General features: G+C 70.6%; 17 protein-coding genes and 1 pseudogene. 5 read left to right on the plus strand and 13 right to left on the minus strand.

Annotated elements, in window-relative coordinates:
• Together D581_RS0107795 and D581_RS0107800 are read right to left on the minus strand one after the other, a co-directional pair.
• Entirely contained in the window at positions 1-879 is an 879-nt protein-coding gene (locus D581_RS0107795) for a CPBP family intramembrane glutamic endopeptidase (protein WP_018956673.1), read from the minus strand.
• Positions 880-1,167: 288 nt separating this feature from the next.
• A complete protein-coding gene (locus tag D581_RS0107800) occupies positions 1,168-1,584 on the minus strand; it encodes an acyl-CoA thioesterase (RefSeq protein ID WP_018956674.1) in 417 nt (138 codons plus the stop codon).
• A 65-nt stretch (positions 1,585-1,649) separates the two neighbouring features.
• On the opposite strand from D581_RS0107800, the pseudogene D581_RS1000000139475 reads away from it, so the two are divergent.
• Positions 1,650-1,772, plus strand: a pseudogene (locus D581_RS1000000139475) (carbohydrate binding domain-containing protein); the annotation flags it as partial.
• Between the two features lie 21 nt (positions 1,773-1,793).
• Here D581_RS1000000139475 and D581_RS0107810 read toward each other — a convergent pair.
• The 7 genes from D581_RS0107810 to D581_RS0107840 all read right to left on the minus strand — a co-directional run bounded on the left by D581_RS0107810 (position 1,794) and on the right by D581_RS0107840 (position 11,055).
• Entirely contained in the window at positions 1,794-3,761 is a 1,968-nt protein-coding gene (locus D581_RS0107810; RefSeq protein WP_018956676.1) for an elongation factor G, read from the minus strand.
• A gap of 136 nt (positions 3,762-3,897) precedes the next feature.
• A complete protein-coding gene (locus tag D581_RS0107815) occupies positions 3,898-4,965 on the minus strand; it encodes an aldose epimerase family protein (RefSeq protein WP_018956677.1) in 1,068 nt (355 codons plus the stop codon).
• Between the two features lie 44 nt (positions 4,966-5,009).
• Positions 5,010-6,044, minus strand: a complete 1,035-nt coding sequence (locus D581_RS0107820) for a LacI family DNA-binding transcriptional regulator (RefSeq protein WP_018956678.1) — start codon at positions 6,042-6,044, stop codon at positions 5,010-5,012.
• Between the two features lie 124 nt (positions 6,045-6,168).
• Positions 6,169-7,218 carry an ABC transporter permease gene (locus D581_RS0107825; RefSeq protein WP_018956679.1) on the minus strand — a complete coding sequence of 350 codons (1,050 nt, stop codon included), beginning with the start codon at positions 7,216-7,218 and terminating at the stop codon, positions 6,169-6,171.
• Complete coding sequence (locus D581_RS0107830) at positions 7,215-8,192, minus strand: ABC transporter permease (RefSeq protein WP_018956680.1); 978 nt, start codon at positions 8,190-8,192, stop codon at positions 7,215-7,217. Before D581_RS0107830 ends, D581_RS0107825 begins: the two co-directional genes overlap by 4 nt.
• Entirely contained in the window at positions 8,189-9,865 is a 1,677-nt protein-coding gene (locus D581_RS0107835; RefSeq protein ID WP_026290311.1) for a sugar ABC transporter ATP-binding protein, read from the minus strand. The genes D581_RS0107830 and D581_RS0107835 overlap by 4 nt, the downstream gene beginning before the upstream one ends.
• 107 nt (positions 9,866-9,972) lie before the next feature.
• Positions 9,973-11,055: an ABC transporter substrate-binding protein gene (locus D581_RS0107840; RefSeq protein ID WP_018956682.1), complete on the minus strand. Its 1,083-nt coding sequence runs from the start codon at positions 11,053-11,055 to the stop codon at positions 9,973-9,975.
• A 636-nt stretch (positions 11,056-11,691) separates the two neighbouring features.
• On the opposite strand from D581_RS0107840, the gene D581_RS0107845 reads away from it, so the two are divergent.
• Together D581_RS0107845 and D581_RS1000000141245 are read left to right on the plus strand one after the other, a co-directional pair.
• Entirely contained in the window at positions 11,692-14,136 is a 2,445-nt protein-coding gene (locus tag D581_RS0107845) for an RICIN domain-containing protein (RefSeq protein ID WP_018956683.1), read from the plus strand.
• A 133-nt stretch (positions 14,137-14,269) separates the two neighbouring features.
• Positions 14,270-14,443, plus strand: a complete 174-nt coding sequence (locus D581_RS1000000141245; protein ID WP_018956684.1) for a hypothetical protein — start codon at positions 14,270-14,272, stop codon at positions 14,441-14,443.
• 142 nt (positions 14,444-14,585) lie between these two features.
• Here D581_RS1000000141245 and D581_RS0107855 read toward each other — a convergent pair whose 3' ends face one another.
• Positions 14,586-16,241: an alpha/beta hydrolase gene (locus tag D581_RS0107855; protein WP_486585817.1), complete on the minus strand. Its 1,656-nt coding sequence runs from the start codon at positions 16,239-16,241 to the stop codon at positions 14,586-14,588.
• Between the two features lie 218 nt (positions 16,242-16,459).
• Positions 16,460-19,828, minus strand: coding sequence for a glycoside hydrolase family 2 (locus D581_RS0107860; protein WP_018956686.1), 3,369 nt, complete (start codon positions 19,826-19,828; stop codon positions 16,460-16,462).
• A gap of 124 nt (positions 19,829-19,952) precedes the next feature.
• On the opposite strand from D581_RS0107860, the gene D581_RS0107865 reads away from it, so the two are divergent.
• Complete coding sequence (locus D581_RS0107865; protein ID WP_158688585.1) at positions 19,953-20,231, plus strand: hypothetical protein; 279 nt, start codon at positions 19,953-19,955, stop codon at positions 20,229-20,231.
• A 109-nt stretch (positions 20,232-20,340) separates the two neighbouring features.
• Positions 20,341-20,757 (plus strand): ATP-binding protein, encoded by a 417-nt coding sequence (locus D581_RS0107870; protein ID WP_018956688.1) that lies wholly within the window; start codon positions 20,341-20,343, stop codon positions 20,755-20,757.
• A gap of 68 nt (positions 20,758-20,825) precedes the next feature.
• Here the strand turns inward: D581_RS0107870 and D581_RS0107875 are convergent, their stop codons facing one another.
• Both D581_RS0107875 and D581_RS0107880 read right to left on the minus strand, forming a co-directional pair.
• The gene (locus D581_RS0107875) at positions 20,826-21,212 is read right to left on the minus strand and encodes a YkvA family protein (protein ID WP_018956689.1); all 387 of its coding nucleotides are present in this window, start codon (positions 21,210-21,212) and stop codon (positions 20,826-20,828) included.
• Between the two features lie 84 nt (positions 21,213-21,296).
• A complete protein-coding gene (locus D581_RS0107880) occupies positions 21,297-21,563 on the minus strand; it encodes a WhiB family transcriptional regulator (RefSeq protein WP_026290312.1) in 267 nt (88 codons plus the stop codon).
• Positions 21,564-21,615: the final 52 nt, after the last annotated feature.

Below are 21,615 nucleotides of genomic sequence, written 5' to 3' on the forward strand. Positions count from 1 at the left end.
TCAACGGGGCCCGCTTCGAAGGGACTTGATGCCACCGCCCCGGTGGGCGCGGACGAGCATCGGAGCGGCGATGGCCACCCCCATGAGGACGGGCACGATCGACGCCTCCAGACCGAAGCCGCCCCCGGTCAGAAGGGCGGAGCCATGGACGTCCACGGTGAACAGGCCCTCGGGAGGGTGTCCGGAGACCGGGATGCCGAGCAGCTGCTCCGTGGTGTTCCAGGCGAAGTGAAGCCCCACGACGAACCAGATGTTACGCCGCCACAAGAACGCGGCTCCGAGCAGGACTCCCGCCTCCAGGGCGATGGCCAGTCCGCTCCACGCGTTCGCTCCCGGGGCGCCCAGGTGGGCGACACCGAAGAACAGCGAGGTGACCACGATGGCGGCCCGACTACCCCAAAGCTGCTCAAGGGCCTGCAGGGCAAGACCGCGGAACAACAACTCCTCGGTGACCGCAGCGCCGATCTGCACCACGACCGCGGTCCGGAGGACCGACGCGAAGCCGTCACCGGCCCAGGTGAACGAGTAGCCTCCGAACGCCGTGATCAGGAGGGCGGAGACCAGGATGAAACCCAGGCCGATCCCGCCGCCCAGCAGCACCTCACGGGCAGCCCCGGACCGGGCGATCTCCGGCGTGGAGCGTCGTGCCACACGGCGCATGACATAGCAGTACACGGCCACCGCGGCAACCGCGCCCAGCAGCGGCACGGGGCCGGGTCCGGTCGCCGTCAGCCCCGACACCAGGCCGACGCCGACCATTCCTGCCGCCATCCAGCCGAGCGGAGACCGCATGATCCGACCGAAGCGGCCGCCGCTCCCGTCGCGGTCCTCGCCCGGGCCGGAGCCCGCGCTGTGCCGTATCGCGGATGTCGTGTCCATGGAGGCCTCCCCCGGTAGTGGGCCACCCCCTGCGGCGACCTGATGACCACACTAGGAATCCGCGGACTCCCGCGGATCACCCGTGCGAGGACGGCTCCTGTAGCTCTCACGGGGGATGCGCCACCTCGCCCTCGCCCGTTCCGCCGTGGGGTGCGGCGTTCGCGTGCACGGATCACTCGGGTGTGGGCCCGCGCGGGCTCCTCCGGCGCGTTCCCGGAGGCAGGCCGTCAAGATGGTCGCGCAGTCCGGCTCGTCGAGGCCGGTGAGGAGAACAGCCGGGCCAATCGGTCAGCCGGTCAGCAGATCCGGGTTGCCGGCCAGGGCGGCGAGACGGCCCCGCGGGTCCGGGACGAGCCGGCGTTCGGTCAGGTCGAGGACGCCGGCCACTCCGGTGATCTCGGCGGCCACCGTGCCGTCCTCCTTGATGATGTGCTGTTCCAGGGTGAACGTCTTGCCCGTGCCGTAGTCGAACCGGCAGGTGACGCGCACCCGCTCGCCGCCGCGCAGTTCGCGGTGGTACTTGACCGTCACCTCAAGCTGCACCGGGCCGATCCCGTCGGCCAGCAGCTTCTCCTGGGGCAGCCCGGCGGCCCGAAGCAGCTCCCAGCGCGCGTGCTCCGCGTACTGGAGGTAGACGGCCTGGTTCAGGTGGCCCTGGGTGTCGAGCTCATAGCCGCGCACGGTCACATCAACGGAGAAGGTCATGACCGTGCGAACGCCCGCACCAGCCCTTCCATTCCGGTGAGACGGTGCTGCCGGATCCCTTTACGGGAAACGCGGGCGGGCTCAAGGCGACCTTCACCGACGGCTCGGGCACCTGGGACAACAACGCGGGCAAGAACTACGACCTGGGCACCGGGAGCATCACCGTCCAGGACGGGGTCGTGGCGCACAGATACCTCAAGTAGCGGGGCTCACTCGGCGACCCGCCGCACCGTGCGCAACAGGTAGTCCTTGCGGTGCAGCGGGTCGTGGTCGGTGCGCGGGCGGTCCGGAACCGGGCCGGTCACCGGGCGGTAGCCGGCGAAGGCGGACTCCAGCACCCCCTCGCCCCGGGTCGACCCCGGCAGCAGCCGCTGGAGCTCGTGGACCCGGGCCGCCGGGATCTCGCCCTCCACGGTGCAGAGAGCACCGTGCGCCTCGGGCGGTCCCGGCTCCGCCCGGAGCCGGGCGAGGACCGGGACCAGTGCGCCGAAGGCGTCCGCGGGCACCTCCAGACGGAAGCGGTGCATCGGCTCGTACACCCGCGTGCCGGCCCGGCGCAGCGCGTCCATCAGGACCAGTGGCGTCAGACCGCGGAAATCGCCCGCCGTGCTCGACACGCTGTCGTAGCCGGAATGCGTCTGGGTGACCACGCAATCGGTGACCTGCCAGCCGTGCGTTCCCTGACCCAGAGTGGCGCGCGCGGTCTCCTCGACCGCCCGCATCAAGGAAGGCGGCATGGAGCCGAGTTCCACGGTTCGGCGGAATTCCACCCCGCTGCCGTACGGTGCCGGGTCGACACGCAGTCCGACGGTGGCGAGGAAGGGGTTGGGGTCCATTCCGATGAACTCGGCGGCCGCCCCCGGGCCGGCCGGCCGTTCCAGGCAGATGGTCGTGGTCTCCCGGAAGATCACGTCCACGCCGAACTCCTCGGCCAGGGTCGTCTGGATGACCTCCTTCTGCACCTCCCCGTAGAGCGAGAGGGACACCTCCCCGCGGAGGTCGTCGCGGCGGACGGCGATCAGCGGGTCCTGTTCGGCGAGGCGGCCGAGCGCGGCGTGCAGGGCGCCCCGGTCCTCGGGGCGTCGCGGTACGACGACGGTCTCCAGCGTCGGCGGGGCGAAGTGGCGGTGCCTGGCCTCCGCCCGGTCCGCGCCGACGCTGTCGCCGATCCGGATGCCGGTCAGCCCCTTCAGCCTGCCGATCCGCCCGGCGCGGACGGCCGGCACCGGCACCTCACCACCGTCCTCGAAGACGCTGACCGCCGAGACCTTGCCTTCGCCCTCCTGACCGTCCGGGCTGCGGAAGCGCAGCACCTCGCGGGCGTGCACGGCCCCCTCCACCATGCGGACGTACGCGGTCCGCTCGCCGTTCGCGGTCCGGTCGATCTTGAACACCGTGCCCCGGGCCGGCGCCCCCGGGTCCCCCGTCGCGGCGGGCAGCAGTCCGGTGATGCCGCCGACCAGGGCGTCGATGCCCGCGCCGGTGGCGGCGGAGCCGAAGAAGACCGGGTGGACGAGGCACCGGGCGGTCTGTTCGGCCAGTGCTCCGAGGAGCCGGGTGTGGGTAAGCCCCGCCGGATCGTCGACGTACACGCTCAGCAGCTCGTCGTCGTGCCGGGTGAGCAGGTCGGTGAGCACATCGGTGAATCCGGGATCGGCCCCGGTGAACGGGGTGCTCGTCGCGGAGCGGGTGCCGAGGCCCTGGGCGGAGCCCATCGCGACGATGTCCGGGGAGAGCCGTTCGGTGATGCTCGTCAGCAGCGAGTCGTAGCGGGCGCCGGGCCGGTCGGTCTTGTTGGCGAACAGCAGGGTCGGGATGCGCAGCCGGCGCAGGGTGCGGAGCAGGACGCGGGTCTGCGCCTGGACGCCCTCCACCGAGGACACGACCAGGACGGCGCCGTCGAGCACGCCGAGGACCCGCTCCACCTCGGCGATGAAGTCCGGGTGGCCGGGGGTGTCGATCAGGTTGACCGTGGTGGCGCCGAGGGTGAAGGAGACGACGGCGGACTTGATGGTGATGCCGCGCCGGCGCTCCAGGGCGAGGGAGTCGGTCCGTGTGCTGCCGTCGTCGACGCTGCCGAGGGCGTCGATGGCTCCGGCGGTGTGGAGGAGCCGCTCGGTCAGGCTTGTCTTACCGGCGTCGACATGCGCCAGGATTCCCAGGTTCAACGTGTGCACGGAGCTTCATGTCCTTGAGAGAAAGGTCAGTTTCTGTCGGGAGGAACACGAAAGCTCGGCGCATGTCAGGACTCCTGGGTCGTCGTACCGGCGGACTGCCGGAGTAGATCAGGGGGCCGCCGGGGGCCGCAACCGGTTATCCGCGGCGCCGCAGGTGCGGGAAGCGCCATTCGGTGCGGCTGCGCAGGGTCTCGCCGGGGCGCAGCACGGTGGTGGGGTGGCCGGGGCGGTTGGGCGAGTCCGGCAGGTGCTGGGTCTCCAGGCAGAGCGATCCGTGGCGGTGGTGGCGGCGGCCGGTGCCGTCGGTGAACGTGCCGTCGAGCTGGTTGGCGGTGTAGACCTGGAGTCCGGGTTCGGTGGTCCAGAGCTCCATGGTCCGCAGGTCGCCGGGGGCGGTGAGGCGGGCGCCCCGGCGCAGGGCCCCGGGGGCGGCGGGGCGCAGGACCCAGCAGTGGTCGAAGCCGCCGGCCAGGGCGAGTTGGGGGTGTGCCAGGGCGAGTTGTCCGCCCAGCGGCTGCGGGGTGGTGAGGTCGAACGGGGTGCCGGCCACCGGGGCGGGCGGGCCTTCGGGGATGGAGCCGGGGTCGATGGGGAGGTAGGCGTCCGCGTCGACCTGGAGGGTGTGGCCGAGGATGTCGTCGTCGCCGAGGTTGAGATAGGAGTGGTTGGTGAGGTTGACGACGGTGGGCCGGTCGGTGACGGCCCGGTAGTCGACGGCGAGGGTCCCGGTGGTGTCCAGGGTGTAGGTGGCGGTGACGTCGAGCGCTCCGGGGAAGCCCATGTCGCCGTCGGGGCTGTGCAGGGTGAGCCGGAGGACGGCGGTGGTGTCGGTACGGTCCCCGGTGGCCTTCCAGATCTTGGTGTGGAAGCCGTCAAAGCCCCCGTGCAGGGCGTGGCCCCGGTCGTTGGCGGGGATGTGGTACGTGGTCCCGTCGAGGGTGAAGCGGCCGTGGGCGATGCGGTTGGCGTACCGGCCGACGACGGCCCCGAAGTAGGGGTTCTCGTCGGTGTAGTCGTCGAGCGCGGGCAGCGAGCGGACGACCGGGCCGGGGCTGCCCGCGGTGTCCGGCACGGTGAGGCTGTGCAGGACACCGCCGTAGGTGAGGATCTCGGCCCGGACGCCGGTGCCGGAGTCGAGGGTCCAGAGGTCGATCTCGCTCTGCCCGTGGGCGCGGCCGAACGGTTTGCGGTGCACGGTGGGCATGAGGAGTTCCTTGGGGGGTGCGGAAAGGGGCCCCGAAACACGCCCTAGCGGGGCGGTCCGGGGGCCTCCTCGCGGGGCGTGGTGGATTCGCGGACGACGAGCCGGTAGCCGGGGCGGGGCCGCCGGGGTTCGGCGACGGGGGCGCCCGCGAGGCGTTCGACGAGGCTGTCGACGGCGAGCCGGGCGATGGCCGCTTTGTCGGGCGCGATGGTGGTGAGGGTGGTGGCCCCGTACCGGCTCTCCTCGATGTCGTCGAAGCCGACGACGGCGATGTCGTCCGGGATGGCTAGGCCGCGTTCGGTGATGGTGCGCATGGCGCCGGTCGCGATCATGTCGTTGTACGCGAACACGGCGTCGGGCCGCCGGCCCCGGTCGAGGAGGGAGGCCATCGCCGCCGCGCCGTCCTCGCGCCCGTAACCATCGGTGACGACGACCAGGGACTCGTCGGGTTCGATGCCGGAGGCGGCCAGTTCCTCGCGCCAGCCGCGCAGCCGGAGGTGGGCGGGCTGGCGTTCCTGGCCGGTGCGGGAGCCGAGGAAGGCGATCCTGCGGTGGCCGAGGGCGACGAGGTGGGCGACGGCCTCGCGGGCGGCGGCCACGTTGTCGATGGCGATGTGGTCGTAGGGGGCCTCGTACTCGCGCTCGCCCAGCAGCACCAGCGGTGCCGTCTCGGTGCGGGCCATCAGGTCCTCGGTCTCCAGGTGGATGGGGCTGAGGATGAGGCCGTCGATGACGTGGGAGCGGAACCCCCGGCAGACCAGCAGCTCCTTCTCCCGCAGGCCCGCCGTGTGGTCGACCAGGACGGTGTAGTCGTGCCGGGCCGCCGCGTCGACGACCTCGCCGGCCAGCTCCGCGAAGTACGGGTTGCCGAATTCGGGGACGGCGAGGGCGATGATGCCGGTGCGGCCCTTACGGAGGTGGCGGGCGGTGAGGTTCGGCCGGTAGCCGAGCTCGTCGATCGCCTGCTGGACCTTGGCCCGCATCTTCGGGGTGACGTGCTGATAGTTGTTGACCACGTTCGACACGGTCTTGATGGACACGCCCGCCCGTTGAGCTACGTCCTTGAGGCTGACGCCCACGGCACTCCTTGTTGCTTGGTTCGACGCGGCCCGATCCGTACGGTTCAGGTGGTCTCCGGATACGTACGGTTCAGGCGGTTCTGCGGATACGTACGGTTCAGGCGGTTCTCCGGCTACGTACGGTTCAAATGTTTCTCCGGCTGCGCGCGAGGTAACGCTGCGCCACCACGACAACGATAAGGAACCCGCCGCTGACCACGGACTGGTACGAGGAGTTGAGCGAGCCGATCTGGTTGATGAGGTTCTGGATCACGGCGAGGAGCAGGACGCCCCAGAGGGTGCCGCTGATGGATCCCGCGCCGCCGATGAGGAGGGTGCCGCCGATGACGACGGCGGAGATCGCGTCGAGTTCCATGCCGACGCCGACGATGGTGACGCCGGAGGAGAGACGGGCGGCGTTGAGCGCTCCGGCGAGTCCGGCGAGCAGTCCGCTGAGGGTGTAGACGAGGATCTTCGTCCGGGCGACGGGCAGGCCCATGAGGGTGGCGGCGTCGCTGCTGCCGCCGACGGCGAACAGCGTCTGTCCGAACGAGGTCCGCTGGAGCAGGAGTCCGCCCGCCCCGAAGAGGGCGAGTGCGACGAGGATCGGGTAGCCGAAGCCCCAGACGCTGCCCTGGCCGAGCTCGGCGAAGGCGGAGTCCTTGGGCACCAGGTAGGTGGTGGCGCCCTCGTCGGTGAAGGCGAGCAGCATGCCGCGCGCCGCGAGGAGGGTGGCGAGCGTGACGATGAAGGGCGCCATGTTCCCGCGGGCGATGAGCAGGCCGTTGACCAGTCCGATCGCGCCGCAGACCACCAGGGGTACGAGCAGGGCGGCGAAGATGCCCCATTGCGAGGCCCAGGCTGCCAGCACGCCGCCGAGGGCGAAGACGGAGCCGACGGAGAGGTCAATGCCGCCGGTGATGATGACCAGGGTCATGCCGAGCGCGACGATCGCGAGGAACGAGGCCTGGACGGTGACGCCCCGGGCGTTGTCGAGGCTCGCGAACGTCGGATAGACGAACGAGGCGATGAGGATCACGGTCAGCAGGACCGCGAGGACGCCCTGGCGCTGGAGCAGTTCGCCGATCCGGGAGCCGGTGGAGCGTCCGGGGCGGGGTTCGGGGCGCGAGGGGGCGCTCTTGAACGGCGCCGGGGCCTCGGCCGCGGGCACGGTGGCCGGTGGGGTGTTGTTCATCGGGACCTACGCTCCCGGGCGACGTAGACGGCGGCGATGATGATGGCCGCCTGGGCGATCTGTGCGGTGGAGTCGGGCAGGTCGTGCTTGACGAGGGTGGCGCGCAGCAGCTGCATGAGCAGGGCGCCCGCGACGGTGCCGAGCACCCGGATGGAGCCGCCGTTCAACGGGGTGCCGCCGACGACGACGGCCGTGATGGCGGACAGCTCCATGAGGGTGCCGAGCGAGGACGGGTCGCTGGCGGTGAGCCGGGCGGTGGCGAGGATGCCGGCGAGGGCCGCCATCACCCCGCACAGGATGTAGACGCCGATCAGGACGCGCTTGACGGGCAGCCCGGAGAGCGCGGAGGCCGAGCGGTTGCCGCCGATGGCGACGATCTGGCGGCCGAAGGTGGTTCGCTGCACCAGGAACGCGACGGCCAGCGCGAGGACGCCCGCGATGAGGACGACCGTCGGGATGCCGCGGAAGGAGCCGGTGCCCAGCGCGAGGATGTCCGGGTTGACGATCTGCTTGAGCTGACCGTCCGCCATGACGAGGGCGAGGCCCCGGCCGCCGACGAACAGGGCGAGCGTGGCGACGATGGGTTGCAGCCCCACGAGCGAGACGAGCGTCCCGTTGATCGCGCCGACCACCGCCCCTGCGAGCAGGGCGATCAGCAGCGCGGGGACCAGCCCGTAGCCGAGGTAGAGCGGCAGCAGGGCGGCGGCGAGCGCCATGGTGGAGCCGACGGAGAGGTCGATGCCCTCGGTGCCGATGACCAGGGCCATGCCGAGGGCGACGATCACGATGGGCGCGACCTGGACGAGCTGGGTGCGCAGGTTGTCGGCCGTCATGAAGTGCTCGGTGAACAGAGCGTTGAACAGCAGCACGACGGCGACGGCCGCGTACACCCCGTACTCCTGGTACCAGGCGGGGTCGCGCAGCCGGGCCCGTGGTTTCGCGGCGGGGCGTGGCAGGGTGGCCTGGGTGGTCATCGGGGGTCCTCCTGGGCGACCGGGGCCTTCCCACCGGAATCGGGCGTGTGGTCGGCGAGCACGGCGTCGGGCATGTGGTCGGCGAGCACGGTTTCGTCGGGCGTGTGGTCGGCGAGCACTTCGAGCAGGCGGCTCTCGTCCACCTCGTCGCCGGCGAGTTCACCGGCGACCGCGCCGCCGCGCAGGACGACGATGCGGTCGGCGCCCTCGATCAGCTCCTCGATGTCGGAGGAGATCAACAGCACGGCGAGCCCCTCGCGGGCGAGTTCGTCGATGAGGGACTGCACCTCGGCCTTGGCGCCGACGTCGATGCCCCGGGTGGGCTCGTCGAGCAGCAGCACCTTGGGCTCAAGGCAGAGCCAGCGGGCGAGCAGCACCTTCTGCTGGTTGCCACCGGAGAGTTCGCCGACCTTCTGCTCGGGGCTGGAGGCCTTGATCCGCAGCCGCTTCATGAAGAGGTCGACGACGCGGTCCTGTTTGGCGCGGGAGACGATGCCGCCCCTGGAGAGCCGGGGCATCGCGGCGAGCACGATGTTCTCGCGGACGGAGAGGCCGGGGACGATGCCCTCGGCCTTGCGGTCCTCGGGGAGCATGCTGATGCCCGCGCGGATGGCGGCGGCCGGGGTGGGGCGGCCGAGCCGCTTGCCGTCGACGGTGATCTCCCCGCCGTCCAGCGGCAGCGCGCCGGTGAGCGCCTTGGCGGTCTCGCTGCGTCCGGAGCCCAGCAGTCCGCCGAGTCCCAGCACCTCACCGGCGTACAACTCCACGGATATGTCGTGTAGTTGGTGGCGGCGGTCGAGGCCCTTGGCGGTGAGGACGGGGGTGCGGGCCGCGTCGTGTCCTTCGGCGGCGAAGCCGGTGAGGCCGTCGCGCCGGACCTCGGCCATGTCGCGGCCGAGCATCATGGACACCAGCTGCATGCGGTCCAGCGGGGCCAGTTCGCCGGTGTGGATGTGGCGGCCGTCGCGCAGGACGGTGACCCGGTCGCAGATGCGGTAGAGCTCGTCCATGCGGTGGCTGACGTAGAGGACGGCGATGCCCTGGCCTCGCAGGTTCTCGATGACCCGGAAGAGGGTTTCGACCTCGCGGGGCTCCAGCGAGGAGGTGGGTTCGTCCATGATGACGACCTGGGCCCGGACGTAGACGGCGCGGGCGAGCGCGACCATCTGCTGGGTGCCGATGCCGAGCGTGTGCAGAGGCCGCTTGGGGTCGACGCGGACGCCGAAGCCGTCGAGGAGTTCGGTGGTCTCGCTGTTCATCCGGGCGAAGTCGATGAGCCCGAGGCGGTTCTTCGGCTCCCGGCCCAGCAAGATGTTGCGCGCCACGCTCATCAGCGGGACGAGGTTCACCTCCTGGTAGATGGTGGAGATCCCGGCCTGCTGCGCCTCGAACGGGCGGGCGAAGCGGACCGGTTCGCCGCTCACGCGCACGTCGCCCTCGTCGCTCCGGTAGACGCCGGTGAGCACCTTGATGAGGGTGGACTTGCCGGCCCCGTTCTCGCCGACGAGCGCGTGGACCTCGCCCGCGCGCAGAGCGAAGGAGACGCCGTCCAGGGCGACGACGCCCGGGAACCGCTTGCTCACCGAGCGGGCTTCGAGGACGGGGTCCGCCACGGCGGCGGCACCGGCCCCGGAGGTCTCCGGACGCTGGGGTGTCGCTGGGGTTGGTGCCATGAATCCTGGCCTTCCGGTGTTACGGGAATGGGGCCGGGCCGCCGCTCGCGCGGGGTGCCCCGGGCGTCGCGGCGGCCGGCCGTCGAGGGGGTCGGCCGTCGAGGGGGTCAGTACGCTCCGCCGAGCGATTCCTCGGCGTTGGCCTCGTCGTACTCGCGGTCGGTGATGATCACGTTCTCGGGGATCTCCTCACCGGCGTAGAACTTCTGCGCGGTGGCGAAGGCGAGCGGACCGAAGCGCGGGTTGGACTCGATGACGGCGTTGTACTCGCCGTTGACGAGGGCCTGGACGGCGTTGCGGGTGCCGTCGACGGAGACGATCTTGACGTCCTTGCCGGGCTTCTTGCCGGCGGCCTTCAGCGCGGTGACGGCTCCGAGGCCCATCTCGTCGTTCTCGGCGTAGACGGCGGTGATGTCGGGCTTGGACTGGATGAGCTGCTCCATGACCTGCTGGCCCTTGTCGCGGGCGAACTCGCCGGTCTGCTGGGCGACGATCTCCAGGCCGGGGGCCTTGGCCTTCACCTGGTCGACGAAGCCCTTGGTGCGGTCGGTGGTGACGTTGTTGCCGGACGCGCCGAGCAGGATGGCGACCTTGCCCTTGCCGCCGGTGACCTTGATCATCGCGTCGGCTGCGCGCTTGCCCTGCTCGACGAAGTCGGAGCCGAGGAAGGCCACGTAGTCCTTGCAGGCAGTGGAGTTGACCTTGCGGTCGATGGTGAGGACGGGGACCTTCTTGGCGGCCGCCGCCTTCAACGCGGGCTCCAGACCGTCGGAGTTGAGCGGGGCGACGATGAGGAACTGGGCGCCCTGGGAGAGCATGTCCTGGATGTCGCTGATCTGCTTGGACAGCTGGGACTGGGCGTTGGTGGTGAGGAGCTTCTTGACGCCGACCTTCTTCGCCTCGTCCTTGATGGACTGGGTCTCGGCGATCCGGAACGGGTTGGCCTCCTTCTCCGACTGGGAGAAGCCGACCACGGCGTCCTTGAGGTCCAGTTCCGGCGCGCCGTAGGTGGACAGCTTGCAGCCCGACCCGGAGGTGGAATCCGGGGTCTTGGCTTCCTGCGCTCCCTGACTTCTGTCGCCGCCCGCGTTGTTGGAGGTCTCCGACTTGGCGCAGCCGGCGGCGGCCAGCGTGGTGGCGGCGAGGACGCAGGCCACGGCGAGGGTACGGGATCGACGCTGGATCATCATGCGCGGAACGCTCCTTGGCGGGTTGACGGCACGCTGATCGGCGTGCGGTCGGGCATGCGGGACGAGGCATCGGCTGCTCTGCGGCCGCTGCCGCCGCATTCCTCACACCCCTGCTCCGTACTGCGGGAAAAGTGGTCGTGAGAGTCTGCGCGGCCTGTCGGCGGCTCGGTTTACAACGTTATATATGCGGTGCGGCACGGGCGGCAAGGGTGATGTCGATGCGTTTCCAATATGTGTCGGCGCACTGCCGGAGCACATCCTCGGCCGACGCCTCACCCTTCGGCGAAGGCGCCGCGCGAAGCCTGGACACCCGTCCGACGCCGTGCTGTCATACCGCCGGGCGCCTGTTTTCCAACGTTGGAAGAACGATCGACGTCCGACCGCCCCGCCACGCGACGGCGGCCTGCGGCGTGCGCCGACCGCCGCTGCCCCGCGCCCCGGTCCGTCCGGGCCCCACCACACGCCCGGCAGCATGCCGCTCACCGCTCCGCCGCACGTCAGCCGCGCCTCAACCGCACCTCAGCCGCACAGCGCACCGCCCAGCAGCCCCGCCCGCACGGCCACGGCGCCGTGCGGCCACCCCCACCGAGCCGGCCGCGGCACAGGCGGCCGGGCCCAAGAGCAGGAGCCGCACCGATGCCCCTGAACCGCAGGCAACTCATCACCACCGCGGTGGCCACCGCCATCACCACCGGCGCGACGAGCCGGTGGGCGACCGCCGCGACCCCCGACCGCCACCGGGCCCCGGCCGCCCGGGGCGGCCACTACTCCCCCAACGCGGCCCCGCTGCGCCCCACCGCATTCCTGAGACTGCCGCCCGGCAAGGTGACCGCGCACGGCTGGCTGGCCGGGCAGCTCACGCTGCAACTGGAGGGCCTGTGCGGCCGGTACGAGGAGTTCTCGCACTTCCTCGACTTCACGGCCACCGGCTGGGTGCGCCCGGACCGGGGCGGCTGGGAGGAAGTCCCGTACTGGCTGCGCGGATACACCGATCTCGCGATCGTCACCGGGGACGCGACGGCGCTCACCGCCACCCGCCGCTGGCTGGACGCGATCCTCGCCACCGGGCAGTCCGACGGCTTCTTCGGCCCGAAGGCCCTGCGCACCTCGCTGAACGGCGGGCCCGACTTCTGGCCGTTCCTCCCCCTGATCCAGGCCCTGCGCTCCTGGCAGGAGTACAGCGGCGACACCCGGATCATCCCGTTCCTCAGCCGCTTCTTCCGCTACATGAACGCCCAGGGCCCGGGGGCCTTCGACACCAGCTGGATCGCCCTGCGCTGGGGCGACGGCCTGGACAGCGTCATGTGGCTCTACAACCGCACCGGCGACGCCTTCCTCCTGGACCTCGTCGACAAGATCCACCGGTACGGGGCCGACTGGGGCGACAACCTGGTCAACCCGCGCAACGTCAACATCGCGCAGGGCTTCAGGGAGCCCGCCCAGTTCGCGCTGCGCAGCGGCTCGGCCACCGACACGCTTAACACCTACGGCACCTACGCGAAGGCCATGGACGCCTACGGGCAGTTTCCCGGAGGCGGCTTCGCGGGGGACGAGAACGCCCGCCCGGGCCACGGCGACCCCCGCCAGGGCTTCGAGACCTGCGGCATCGTCGAGTTCATGGCCAGCCACCAGCTGCTCACCCGGATCACCGGGGACCCGCTGTGGGCGGACCGCTGCGAGGAGCTGGCGTTCAACTCGCTTCCGGCGTCGCTCGATCCGTCGGGCAGGGCGGTGCACTACATCACCTGCGCCAACAGCGTGGACCTGGACAACGCGCCCAAGCGGGACCGCCAGTTCCAGAACGGCTTCGCGATGCTCGCGTATCTGCCGGGCGTCGACCAGTACCGCTGCTGCCCGCACAACTACGGCATGGGCTGGCCGTACTTCACCGAGGAGTTGTGGCTCGCCACCCCGGACGGCGGCCTCGCGGCGGCCATGTACGCGCCGAGCGAGGTGACGGCGAAGGTCGCGGACGGCACCGAGGTGACGTTCACCGAGGAGACCGGTTACCCCTTCACCGACACGGTCAGGCTCTCCCTCACCTCGCCGAAGCCCCTGCGCTTCCCGCTGGTCCTGCGCGTCCCGGCCTGGTGCGCGGACCCGGACATCCGGGTCAACGGGCGGCAGGTCACCGCACCCGCCGGGCCCGCCTTCACCCGGGTCGAGCGGACCTGGTCGAGCGGTGACGAGGTCACCCTGCGGCTGCCGCAGCGGACCGCGTTACGCACCTGGGCGGACAACCACGGCTCGGTCAGCGTGGACCACGGGCCGCTCACGTACTCCCTGCGGATCGGGGAGCGGTACGAGCGGATCGGCGGCAGCGACGTGTTCCCGGAGTACGCGGTCCACGCCACGAGCCCCTGGAACTACGGCCTCGTCCTGGACACCGCCCGCCCCGCCGCGTCCCTGCGCCACCGCTCCACCCGCCGGGCGCCCGGCGACAACCCGTTCACCCTGGAGGGCACCCCGCTCACCATGACCGCCCGCGCCCGCCGCATCCCGGAGTGGACGGCGGACGACGAGCGGGTGGTCTCTCCGCTCCAGGCGAGTCCGGCGCGCTCGACCGAGCCGGTCGAGGAGGTCACCCTGGTGCCGATGGGCGCGGCCCGGCTGCGGATCACGTCGTTCCCGACGGCCGCCCCGGACGCGGAACCGTGGCTGGCGGACCGCTGGTACCGGATCGCGAACCGGCACTCCGGCAAGGTGCTCGGCGTGGACGGTATGTCGACCGCGAACAGCGCGCACGTGGTCCAGTTCGGCGACACGGGCACGGCCGATCACCTGTGGCGGCTGGTGGCCAACGGGGACGGCTGGTACCGGATCCGCAACCGGCACTCCGCCAAGGTGCTAGGCGTGGACCTGATGTCCACCGCGAACAGCGCGCACGTCGTGCAGTTCGACGACAACGACACCGCCGACCACCTCTGGCAGCTCGTCCCGGACGGCGACGGCTGGTACCGCGTCCGCAACCGGCACTCCGCCAGGGTGCTGGGCGTGGACGGGATGTCCACGGCCGACAGCGCCCACGTCGTCCAGTACGACGACAACGGAACGGCCGATCACCTGTGGCGGCTCTTGTGAGGCCCTCCCTGATTGCCCCCGCTCCTCCCCGTACAACCATGAAAGGGATGTTCAAACCATGCGACCAGCACCCGCACGCCGCCATCGCACCTGATGGCGGAGGTTAACGGCCACCACCGGCCTCCTCGCCCTGTTGGCCACCGCCCTCGTGGCAACCGGCACCTCGCCGGCGGCCGCCGCGCCCACGGCCTGGGAGCCGAAGCCGGCGCCCATGACGACGCCGTGGTCCGAGGTGGTGAAGAGCGGGAGCCCGGCGGTGCTGAAGGCGGACGCCGCCTGGGCGGTCGACGCGCCCTGGACCCCGTGATCCCCGGGGGCCGATGACGACGATCGGGTGAACGACCGGCCGGTCCGGCCGCGACGGAGAGAGTCCTCCGTCCCGGCCGGGCCGACTGTGTGCGGGGTGAGATGTGCGGGGTGAGATGTGCGGGGTGAGATGTGCGGTCGGGTCAGAAACGGTCAGGGGCGCGGTCCGGGAGCGGAGCCCCGGGGAGCACGTCCTCCTTCTGGTTCTGCCGTGCCTTCGCGTTCGACTCGGCGGTCGCCCGGCAGGTCACGTCCTTGGCCGGAAGCCTGCCGGTGAGCAGGTAGCGGTTGACCGCGCCGTCCGCGCACGCGTTGCCGCTGGGGTAGACGCCGTGCCCCTCGCCGCCGAGGACGGTGACCATCTTCGACCCCTTCAGCTGCCGGTGCAGGGCCTGACCGCTGGGGAGCGGCGTCTGCGAGTCCCACTCGTTCTGGACCACCAGGGACCTGACCTTGTTGTTCACCTCGGTCGCCCGCTCCTCGGAACTGTCCCAGAACGCGCAGGGCTTGATGCTGGAAGCGAAGTCGCCGAAGAGCGGATAGCGGCCCTTGTCCGCGATGGCGTCGCGCCGGTAACTCTCGGGGTCGCGGGACCACGCGGCGGAGTTGTCGCCGCACACCACGGCCCAGAAGCTCGCCGACATGTTGTCGGCAGGCGTCTCGACGGCCGCGCCGGCCGTTCCCCGCTCCTCGGCTCCGGTGAACGCCTTGAGCTTCTCCGGCGCGACGGGCTTGCCATCGGCCGCCTTCTTCAGCTCCACGAACGCCTCGGTGGCGGACAGCGGGCTGAAGACCGCCGCTCGCATGCCGCTGCGGAGGTCGTCGCCGGTGACCAGTTGCCCGTCCAGGTCGACGGGCTCCTCGTCGGCCCGCGCGACCAGGTTCCAGAAGGTCCCCTCGACCTTCTTCGGGGTGTCGCCCAGGCCGTACCGCTCCGAACGCTCGGCGGCCCACGCGGTCCAGCGGTCGAACGCGGGCTCCGCGCCCTCCGCCCACCACTGGATCATCCCCCGCCAGGCGCGTTCCGGGTCGACCGCGCTGTCCAGCACGAACCGGTCGGCGCGTCGCGGGAACAGCTGGGTGTAGACGGCCCCCAGGTAGGTGCCGTACGAGTAACCCACGTAGCTGATCTTCCTCTCGCCGAGGACCGCGCGGAGCAGGTCCATGTCGCGTGCGGTGTTGCGCGTGGTGAGGTGCGGGAGCACGTCGCCGGCCTTCTCCTCGCACTTGTCCGCGAACGTCCGCGCCCAGGCGACGTCGTCGTCGAACGTCTCCTCCTTGTACGGCCGCAGCCAGCTCTCCTCCTCCGGCTCCATGCCGCAGGAGACCGGGCTGCTCCGTCCCACACCACGCGGGTCGAAGCCGACGAGGTCGTACTTCTGCCGCACGGACGCGGGGAGCGACTCGGCCATCGACAGCGGCATGTACAGGCCTTCGCCGCCCGGGCCGCCGGGGTTGGAGAGCAGGGCGCCGTGCCGCTCGCCGGGTGCGGTGGCCTTGATCCGGGATATGGCCAGGTCGATCCGCTCGCCCCCGGGTTTCCGGTAGTCCAGCGGGACCTTGATCGTGGCGCACTGGAACTCCCCGGGCGCGGCGGCCTCGCACCGCTTCCAGCGCGGCCTCTGCTTCGCGTACCGGTCCAGCGCGCCCTTGCCTGCTGACGTGGACACGCTGGAGGGGGAGGACGCCGACGGGGAGGCGGCCGGAGCGGCGGTGGCCGTGGAGGTGACCAGTGCGGGGGCGAGCGTTGCCGTGAGGCTTACCGCTAACAGCGGCACGAGACGTCGACTGTTGCGCACGATATCGATCCTTCCGGTCAGAAGTTCGGACAGGAAAGATCATTCAGGAATCGGCCGTGCACGCGGATCCCCCGCCGGGCTGCACCTCGCCTCCCCCCTGGGAATGACGCAACCGGCTGGAGTGGTCCGCGAGTTGTAGAAACGGAGTACGGGGTCGGGGCCCGCTCCCCTGGGCCGGGAAGCCCGGCGCAGGGAAAGCGGACCCCGCTCTTTCCCCGTTACGGCTGCTGGCGCCCGTGGAGTGCGGACACCTCCTCGGCGGTCAGGGCCCTGTCGTACACCCCGACCTGATCGACGGAGCCGTTCCAGAAGTCGCCCCTGGCACCGTCGTACCGGGCCCGCCCGACGGAGAGCGGGCCGGTGCTCACATCGGCCGGCCCGGCCTCGGCGGTGGCGGCGGGCTTCCCGTCGACGTACAGCGTGATCGTGTCGCCCTTGCGGACCCCGACCAGGTGGTACCACTTACCGGCCTCCGGGGTGATCTCCAGGCGGGCGCGCTTGCCGCCGGGGGTGGAGAAGGCGAACGCGCCCTGCCCGTACTGGAGGTAGAACGGGTTCTCGGTGCGGCGGCCGTCCTGGCTGACGACGGTGGCGTAATTGCCCGGTACCGCGTCCAGCGAGGCCCACGCGGAGACCGTGTAGTCCTTCGTGGTGTCCACGACCGGGCCGGCGCTCTGCGCGTACTGCCCCTCACCGTCGAAGTTCAGCGCCGAGCCCGTGACGCCCGGCGCCCAGGACGTGCCGCCCTCCAGGGCGAGGTGGGCCTTGTTGGGTCCGCTGTCGCGGGCGGTGACGCCCTTGTTCTCGTCGAGCGACCAGGAGCCGCCGCCCTTCAGCTCGTCGCGCTCACCGGCGTTGGCCCCGGCGGCGATGACCTGGCGGTTGATCTCCCGGACCTTCTTCGGGTCGACCTTGATCTCCCGGCGGTCGTACGTCCACAGACCGTTCAGCTCGTTCTCCAGGTCGCTGACCTGGGTGTAGACGGAACCGGACAGCTCGGCGCCGGCGGCGGCGAGGTAGTACGTACGGGTGTTGTCGACGTACTTCGCGGTGAGGGCGGCCTTGTCCGCGACCCCGCTGTAGATGTTGGCGGGCGCGCCGGGCCACATGCGCCCCGGCGTCCGGAGCGTGAAGCCGCCGTGCTCGCCGTCCATCGCGGCGCGACGGTCGTCCGGGAAGGCCGGGTCGTTGTTCACGTAGTCGTGGTGGTCGATGATCTCGCCCTTGCCGGAATCGCCCTTGGAGGCGCAGCAGTTGACGCCACTGTGCGCGTTGACGACGCGGGACGGGTCCAGTGCCTTGACGTCCTCGGCGATCTTGCCGGTCTCGGTGCGGTCCCACTCGCCCCAGCCCTCGTTGAAGACGATCCAGCCGCTGATCGAGGGGTAGTTGTGGAACTGCTTCATCATCTCCTTCCCCTGGGTGAGGAAGGCGTTCTTGCCGGTGTCGTTGTCGATGTCGGCGTTGACGAAGTCCTGCCACACGAGCAGTCCGAGCCGGTCGGCGTGGTAGTACCAGCGCGGCGACTCCACCTTGATGTGCTTGCGCACGGCGTTGAAGCCGAGGTCCTTCTGGGCCTTCAGGTCGAAGGTGAGGGCGTCGTCGCTGGGCTGGGTGTACAGCCCGTCGGGCCAGAAGCCCTGGTCGAGCATGGCGAGGGAGAAGAAGGGCTTCCCGTTGAGGACGAGTTTCTGGTAGCCGCCCACCTTGTCGATCTTCAGCTGGCGCATCCCGAAGTAGCTCTCGACGCTGTCCTTGGAGCGCCCGTCGGCGAGGGAGACGTCGAGGTCGTACAGGTAGGGATCGTCCGGCGACCAGAGGTGCTGGTTCTTGACCGGCAGGCTCAGCTTGCGATTGGCCGGTCCGGTGACCGTGCCGACGACCTTGCCCCTGCGGTCACGGGCGACGGCGGTGATCCGGGCGTCGGCGGAGGCCTTCGCGGAGTTGACGGTGACCGCGAGGCGGCCGGTGTCGATGTCCGGTGTGGTGGTCAGGGAGTCGATGGCGGCGGGGGCGACCGGCTCCATCCACACGGTCTGCCAGATGCCGGAGGTCGGGGTGTAGACGATGCCGCCGGGGTTGGTGGACTGCTTGCCCTTGGGCTGGTTCGCACCGGTCTCGTCGGTGACGGCGACGACGATCTCCTGGGGGCCGTTGCCCTTCAGCGCGTCGGTGATGTCGGCGGTGAACCCGGTGTAGCCGCCGGTGTGTTCGGCGACCTTGGTGCCGTTGACCCAGACGGTGGACTGATAGTCGACGGCGTCGAAGTTCAGCTTCAGCCGCTTGCCCTTGCCGTTCTTGCCCTTGCCGTTCTTGTCCGTGCCGACCGACCAGTTCTTCGGCACGGTGACGAGCTTGCGGTAGAACATGTGGTCCTCGTCGCGCTCCAGGCCGGAGAGCTGGGACTCGACCGGGAACGGCACGATGATCTTCTCGTCGAGCTTCTTGCCGAAGACCGGCTGCTCCCCCTCGGTGGCCCCGGCGAACTCCCAGGGGCCGTTGAGGTTCTTCCACTGGTCGCGGACCTGCTGCGGCCGGGGGTACTCCGGGAGCGGGTGGTTCTTGTCCAGCTTGTCGCCCCAGGTGGTGGTGAGGCGGTGCGTGGAGAGGTTCTTGGCGGTGCGGCCGATCTCGGGGACGGTCTCGGTCCCCGACTTCAGACCGCCCTGGCCGTCGTAGACGACCTTGACACGCTGGTCCTTCTGGACCGGCGCGGCGAGATCGACGATCAGCGTCCTCGGGTCGTCCGAGGCCCGGTTCACCGTCTTCACCGGCATCGGGGAGGTGTCGACCTCGATCTTGAGGTGCTCCTTCACCTTCCGGTATTCCGAGACGCGGTCACGGAAGGTGGCCTGGAGGCGCTTGCCGTTCTTCGCGACGCTCAGGGCGACCGGGTAGACCTCGAAGTCGGCGGGCGGGGTGAACGCGGACTCGGGCACGATCTGCTTCTCGAGGGTGTCGCTCCCCCAGCGCAGGAACATGCTGGCGCCGCCGATGTCCTGGAACATCTCCAGCTTGAAGTCGCGCTTCTCCCCGGCCTTCAGGGAGATCGGAGCGCTGTGCTGCTCCTTGTCCCAGTCCGGCTCCCAGTGGTCGATGACAACGTTTCCGTCGAGGTAGAGGCGGAAGCCGTTGTCTCCGATGGCGGAGAAGGTGTACTCCCCGGTCTCGGGTGCTTCCAGCTGTCCCGTCCAACGGGCCGTCGTGTGCTCGGTCTTGCCGGTGGCAGACTCGAACGTGCCGGTGAGCCCGGGGAAGTTGATCTCGGGCTCCAGGGAGGTGGCGCCGAGTTCCGCGAAGTCCCGGGCGCCCGGGGCGGACATGCTGAAGTACTCGCCCTTCAGCCCGTGGACATCGGTGACCGGGTCGTCGGCCGTGAAGGCCTTCGCGGTGGCTTCGGACGGTACGGCGGGTGCGGCGGCCGCCGTCGGGACCAGGGTGGCACCGACCGGTATGAGAAGCGCCGCAGCGCAGGTCAGAGCCCTGAACAGGGCACGGGGGCGCGGGTGTTGTCGTCTCAAGGCGTCGTCCTCGTCGAAGAGCCGGGGGTGCCTCGAACCAGCGAGGCACTGCACATAGTCGAACATTGAGCCACAACATCAAACACTGCACAACGGTCGTGCACGCGGAATTTTCAACGATAGAAATCTGGCCTGTGCCCCTCGGTGGCCGACGGGCGGGCTGTCGTGCATCGCGCTCGGGGGCCTGCTGATGGTGATTGCCTCGATGATCGCGTTCGGCACCGGACTCGACGAATGGACCGCACCGGAGCGCGAGGCGGCTGCGGTGGTGACCGATTTCGTGCGGATCCGGTCCGGTGGAGGGCCGATCGGCAGCCAGTCCGCTCCCCGGGTGACCTATGAGGTCGAGGGCCTCCGCTACACCTCCCGGCTGCGCGGCACACCGGAAGGGCGCACGCTGCGCGTGGGCGACACCCTCCGGGTCGTCCACCGGGCCGACGAGCCCGGCCGCCCCTTTCCCCGGCACTAATCAGGGGTGGCACATGAGCGGTGGCGTTTACCGGCAGCCGGCTTCCATGAAATGCCGGTTCGGGGGTATCCGGAACCCACCAGAAGGCACACGCGACGGGGTGGAAAGCATGAACGACCGCATTCTGATGACGTTTTCACCGGACGGTGCGACCCGCACGGACTTCGTCTGCCGACCGGAGAAGGCCGCCGACGCACGGGACGCGGTCAGCACCTTCGTCGCACGGCTGCACCCGGCGCCGACCACGCACACCGTCCAGAACCTTCTGATCCTCGTGTCGGAGCTGGTCACCAACGCCGTCCTCCACGCGGGGGCCGTCACCGCGCTGTGGCTGACCGCGGACCGCCGGGGCGTCCACGTCCGCGTCACCGACCCGAGCCCGGCGTACCCGCAGGACCGGACGCCCGATCTCACCGGCCGGACCGGCGGATTCGGCTGGCCCATGGTCCAGCGGCTGGCTCACGATGTACGGGTCCGCGATGCGGCGAACGGCGGGAAGGTCATCCTCGCCACCGTCCCGCGCTGAGCCCATTGCCTCCGGTTACCCGGTGCCCGACCCGGCACCGGGGGCAGCCTCCCACAGGACTCCCGTGTTCAGCCGAAGAGGCCGGGGTCCGCGGGGCGTGGATCGGCTTCGCGGGCCCGTCCTCGGCCCACGGCGTCGGGGCGGCTCTCCGCCGGAGTGCTCTTCCCCCGCGCACCCGCGCGCACTCCGGCGGCCGACGCCGCCGAGTGGAGGGAACGGAGGGCGACCAGCAGGAAGCCGATGTCGTCCAGATAGACGGGGTCGGGCAGGAGGTCGACCGGCGACACGGTGTAGATGACGGCCGCCCAGACGAGCGCCTTGCTGCGCAGCGGGATCCCGGCGTCGACCAGCAGCTTCCTGGCCTTGAAGACGCGCACCAGAAGCACGACGGCCGAGGCCAGCATGATCAGCACGGCCAGGGCGCCGAGAACGAGCCAAATGGTGGTGGTGTCCATGGGGCATGGTGTACCCATTCCTCCCCGTACGACGAACCTGTGGCGGTGGTGTCACCGTTCGGGCCGGGGAGTACCGCGGTACGGTCAGGCCGCGCCGCGCCCCCGGGCCTCCGCCCGCCTGCGGCCGCGGCGCTTCAGGGAGCGCCGCTCGTTCTCGGAGAGGCCGCCCCAGACACCGGAGTCCTGCTTGTGCTCCAGGGCCCATTCCAGGCAGGCTGCCTGTACCGGACAGGTCCGGCAGACGGCCTTGGCCTCCTCGGTCTGGACGACGGCGGGGCCTGTGCTCCCGATGGGGAAGAAGAGGTCCGGGTCCTCCTCACGGCAGGCGGCGTGCAGGCGCCAGTTCTCGATGCTGTTCAACTCCGCTCACTCCCGATGTCGATACGTCGTACGTCGCTCGCCG

The organism is Streptomyces sp. CNB091 (assembly GCF_000377965.1).

Bases quoted from the DNA above. Each gene is read 5' to 3' on its own strand.
- D581_RS0107840 (WP_018956682.1), bottom strand. From the start codon at position 11,055: ATGATGATCCAGCGTCGATCCCGTACCCTCGCCGTGGCCTGCGTCCTC.
- D581_RS0107800 (WP_018956674.1), bottom strand. From the start codon at position 1,584: ATGACCTTCTCCGTTGATGTGACCGTGCGCGGCTATGAGCTCGACACC.
- D581_RS0107875 (WP_018956689.1), bottom strand. From the start codon at position 21,212: ATGGACACCACCACCATTTGGCTCGTTCTCGGCGCCCTGGCCGTGCTG.
- D581_RS0107825 (WP_018956679.1), bottom strand. From the start codon at position 7,218: ATGAACAACACCCCACCGGCCACCGTGCCCGCGGCCGAGGCCCCGGCG.
- D581_RS0107845 (WP_018956683.1), top strand. From the start codon at position 11,692: ATGCCCCTGAACCGCAGGCAACTCATCACCACCGCGGTGGCCACCGCC.
- D581_RS0107795 (WP_018956673.1), bottom strand. From the start codon at position 879: ATGGACACGACATCCGCGATACGGCACAGCGCGGGCTCCGGCCCGGGC.
- D581_RS0107865 (WP_158688585.1), top strand. From the start codon at position 19,953: ATGGTGATTGCCTCGATGATCGCGTTCGGCACCGGACTCGACGAATGG.
- D581_RS0107815 (WP_018956677.1), bottom strand. From the start codon at position 4,965: ATGCCCACCGTGCACCGCAAACCGTTCGGCCGCGCCCACGGGCAGAGC.
- D581_RS0107830 (WP_018956680.1), bottom strand. From the start codon at position 8,192: ATGACCACCCAGGCCACCCTGCCACGCCCCGCCGCGAAACCACGGGCC.
- D581_RS0107870 (WP_018956688.1), top strand. From the start codon at position 20,341: ATGAACGACCGCATTCTGATGACGTTTTCACCGGACGGTGCGACCCGC.
- D581_RS0107860 (WP_018956686.1), bottom strand. From the start codon at position 19,828: ATGTTCGACTATGTGCAGTGCCTCGCTGGTTCGAGGCACCCCCGGCTC.
- D581_RS0107835 (WP_026290311.1), bottom strand. From the start codon at position 9,865: ATGGCACCAACCCCAGCGACACCCCAGCGTCCGGAGACCTCCGGGGCC.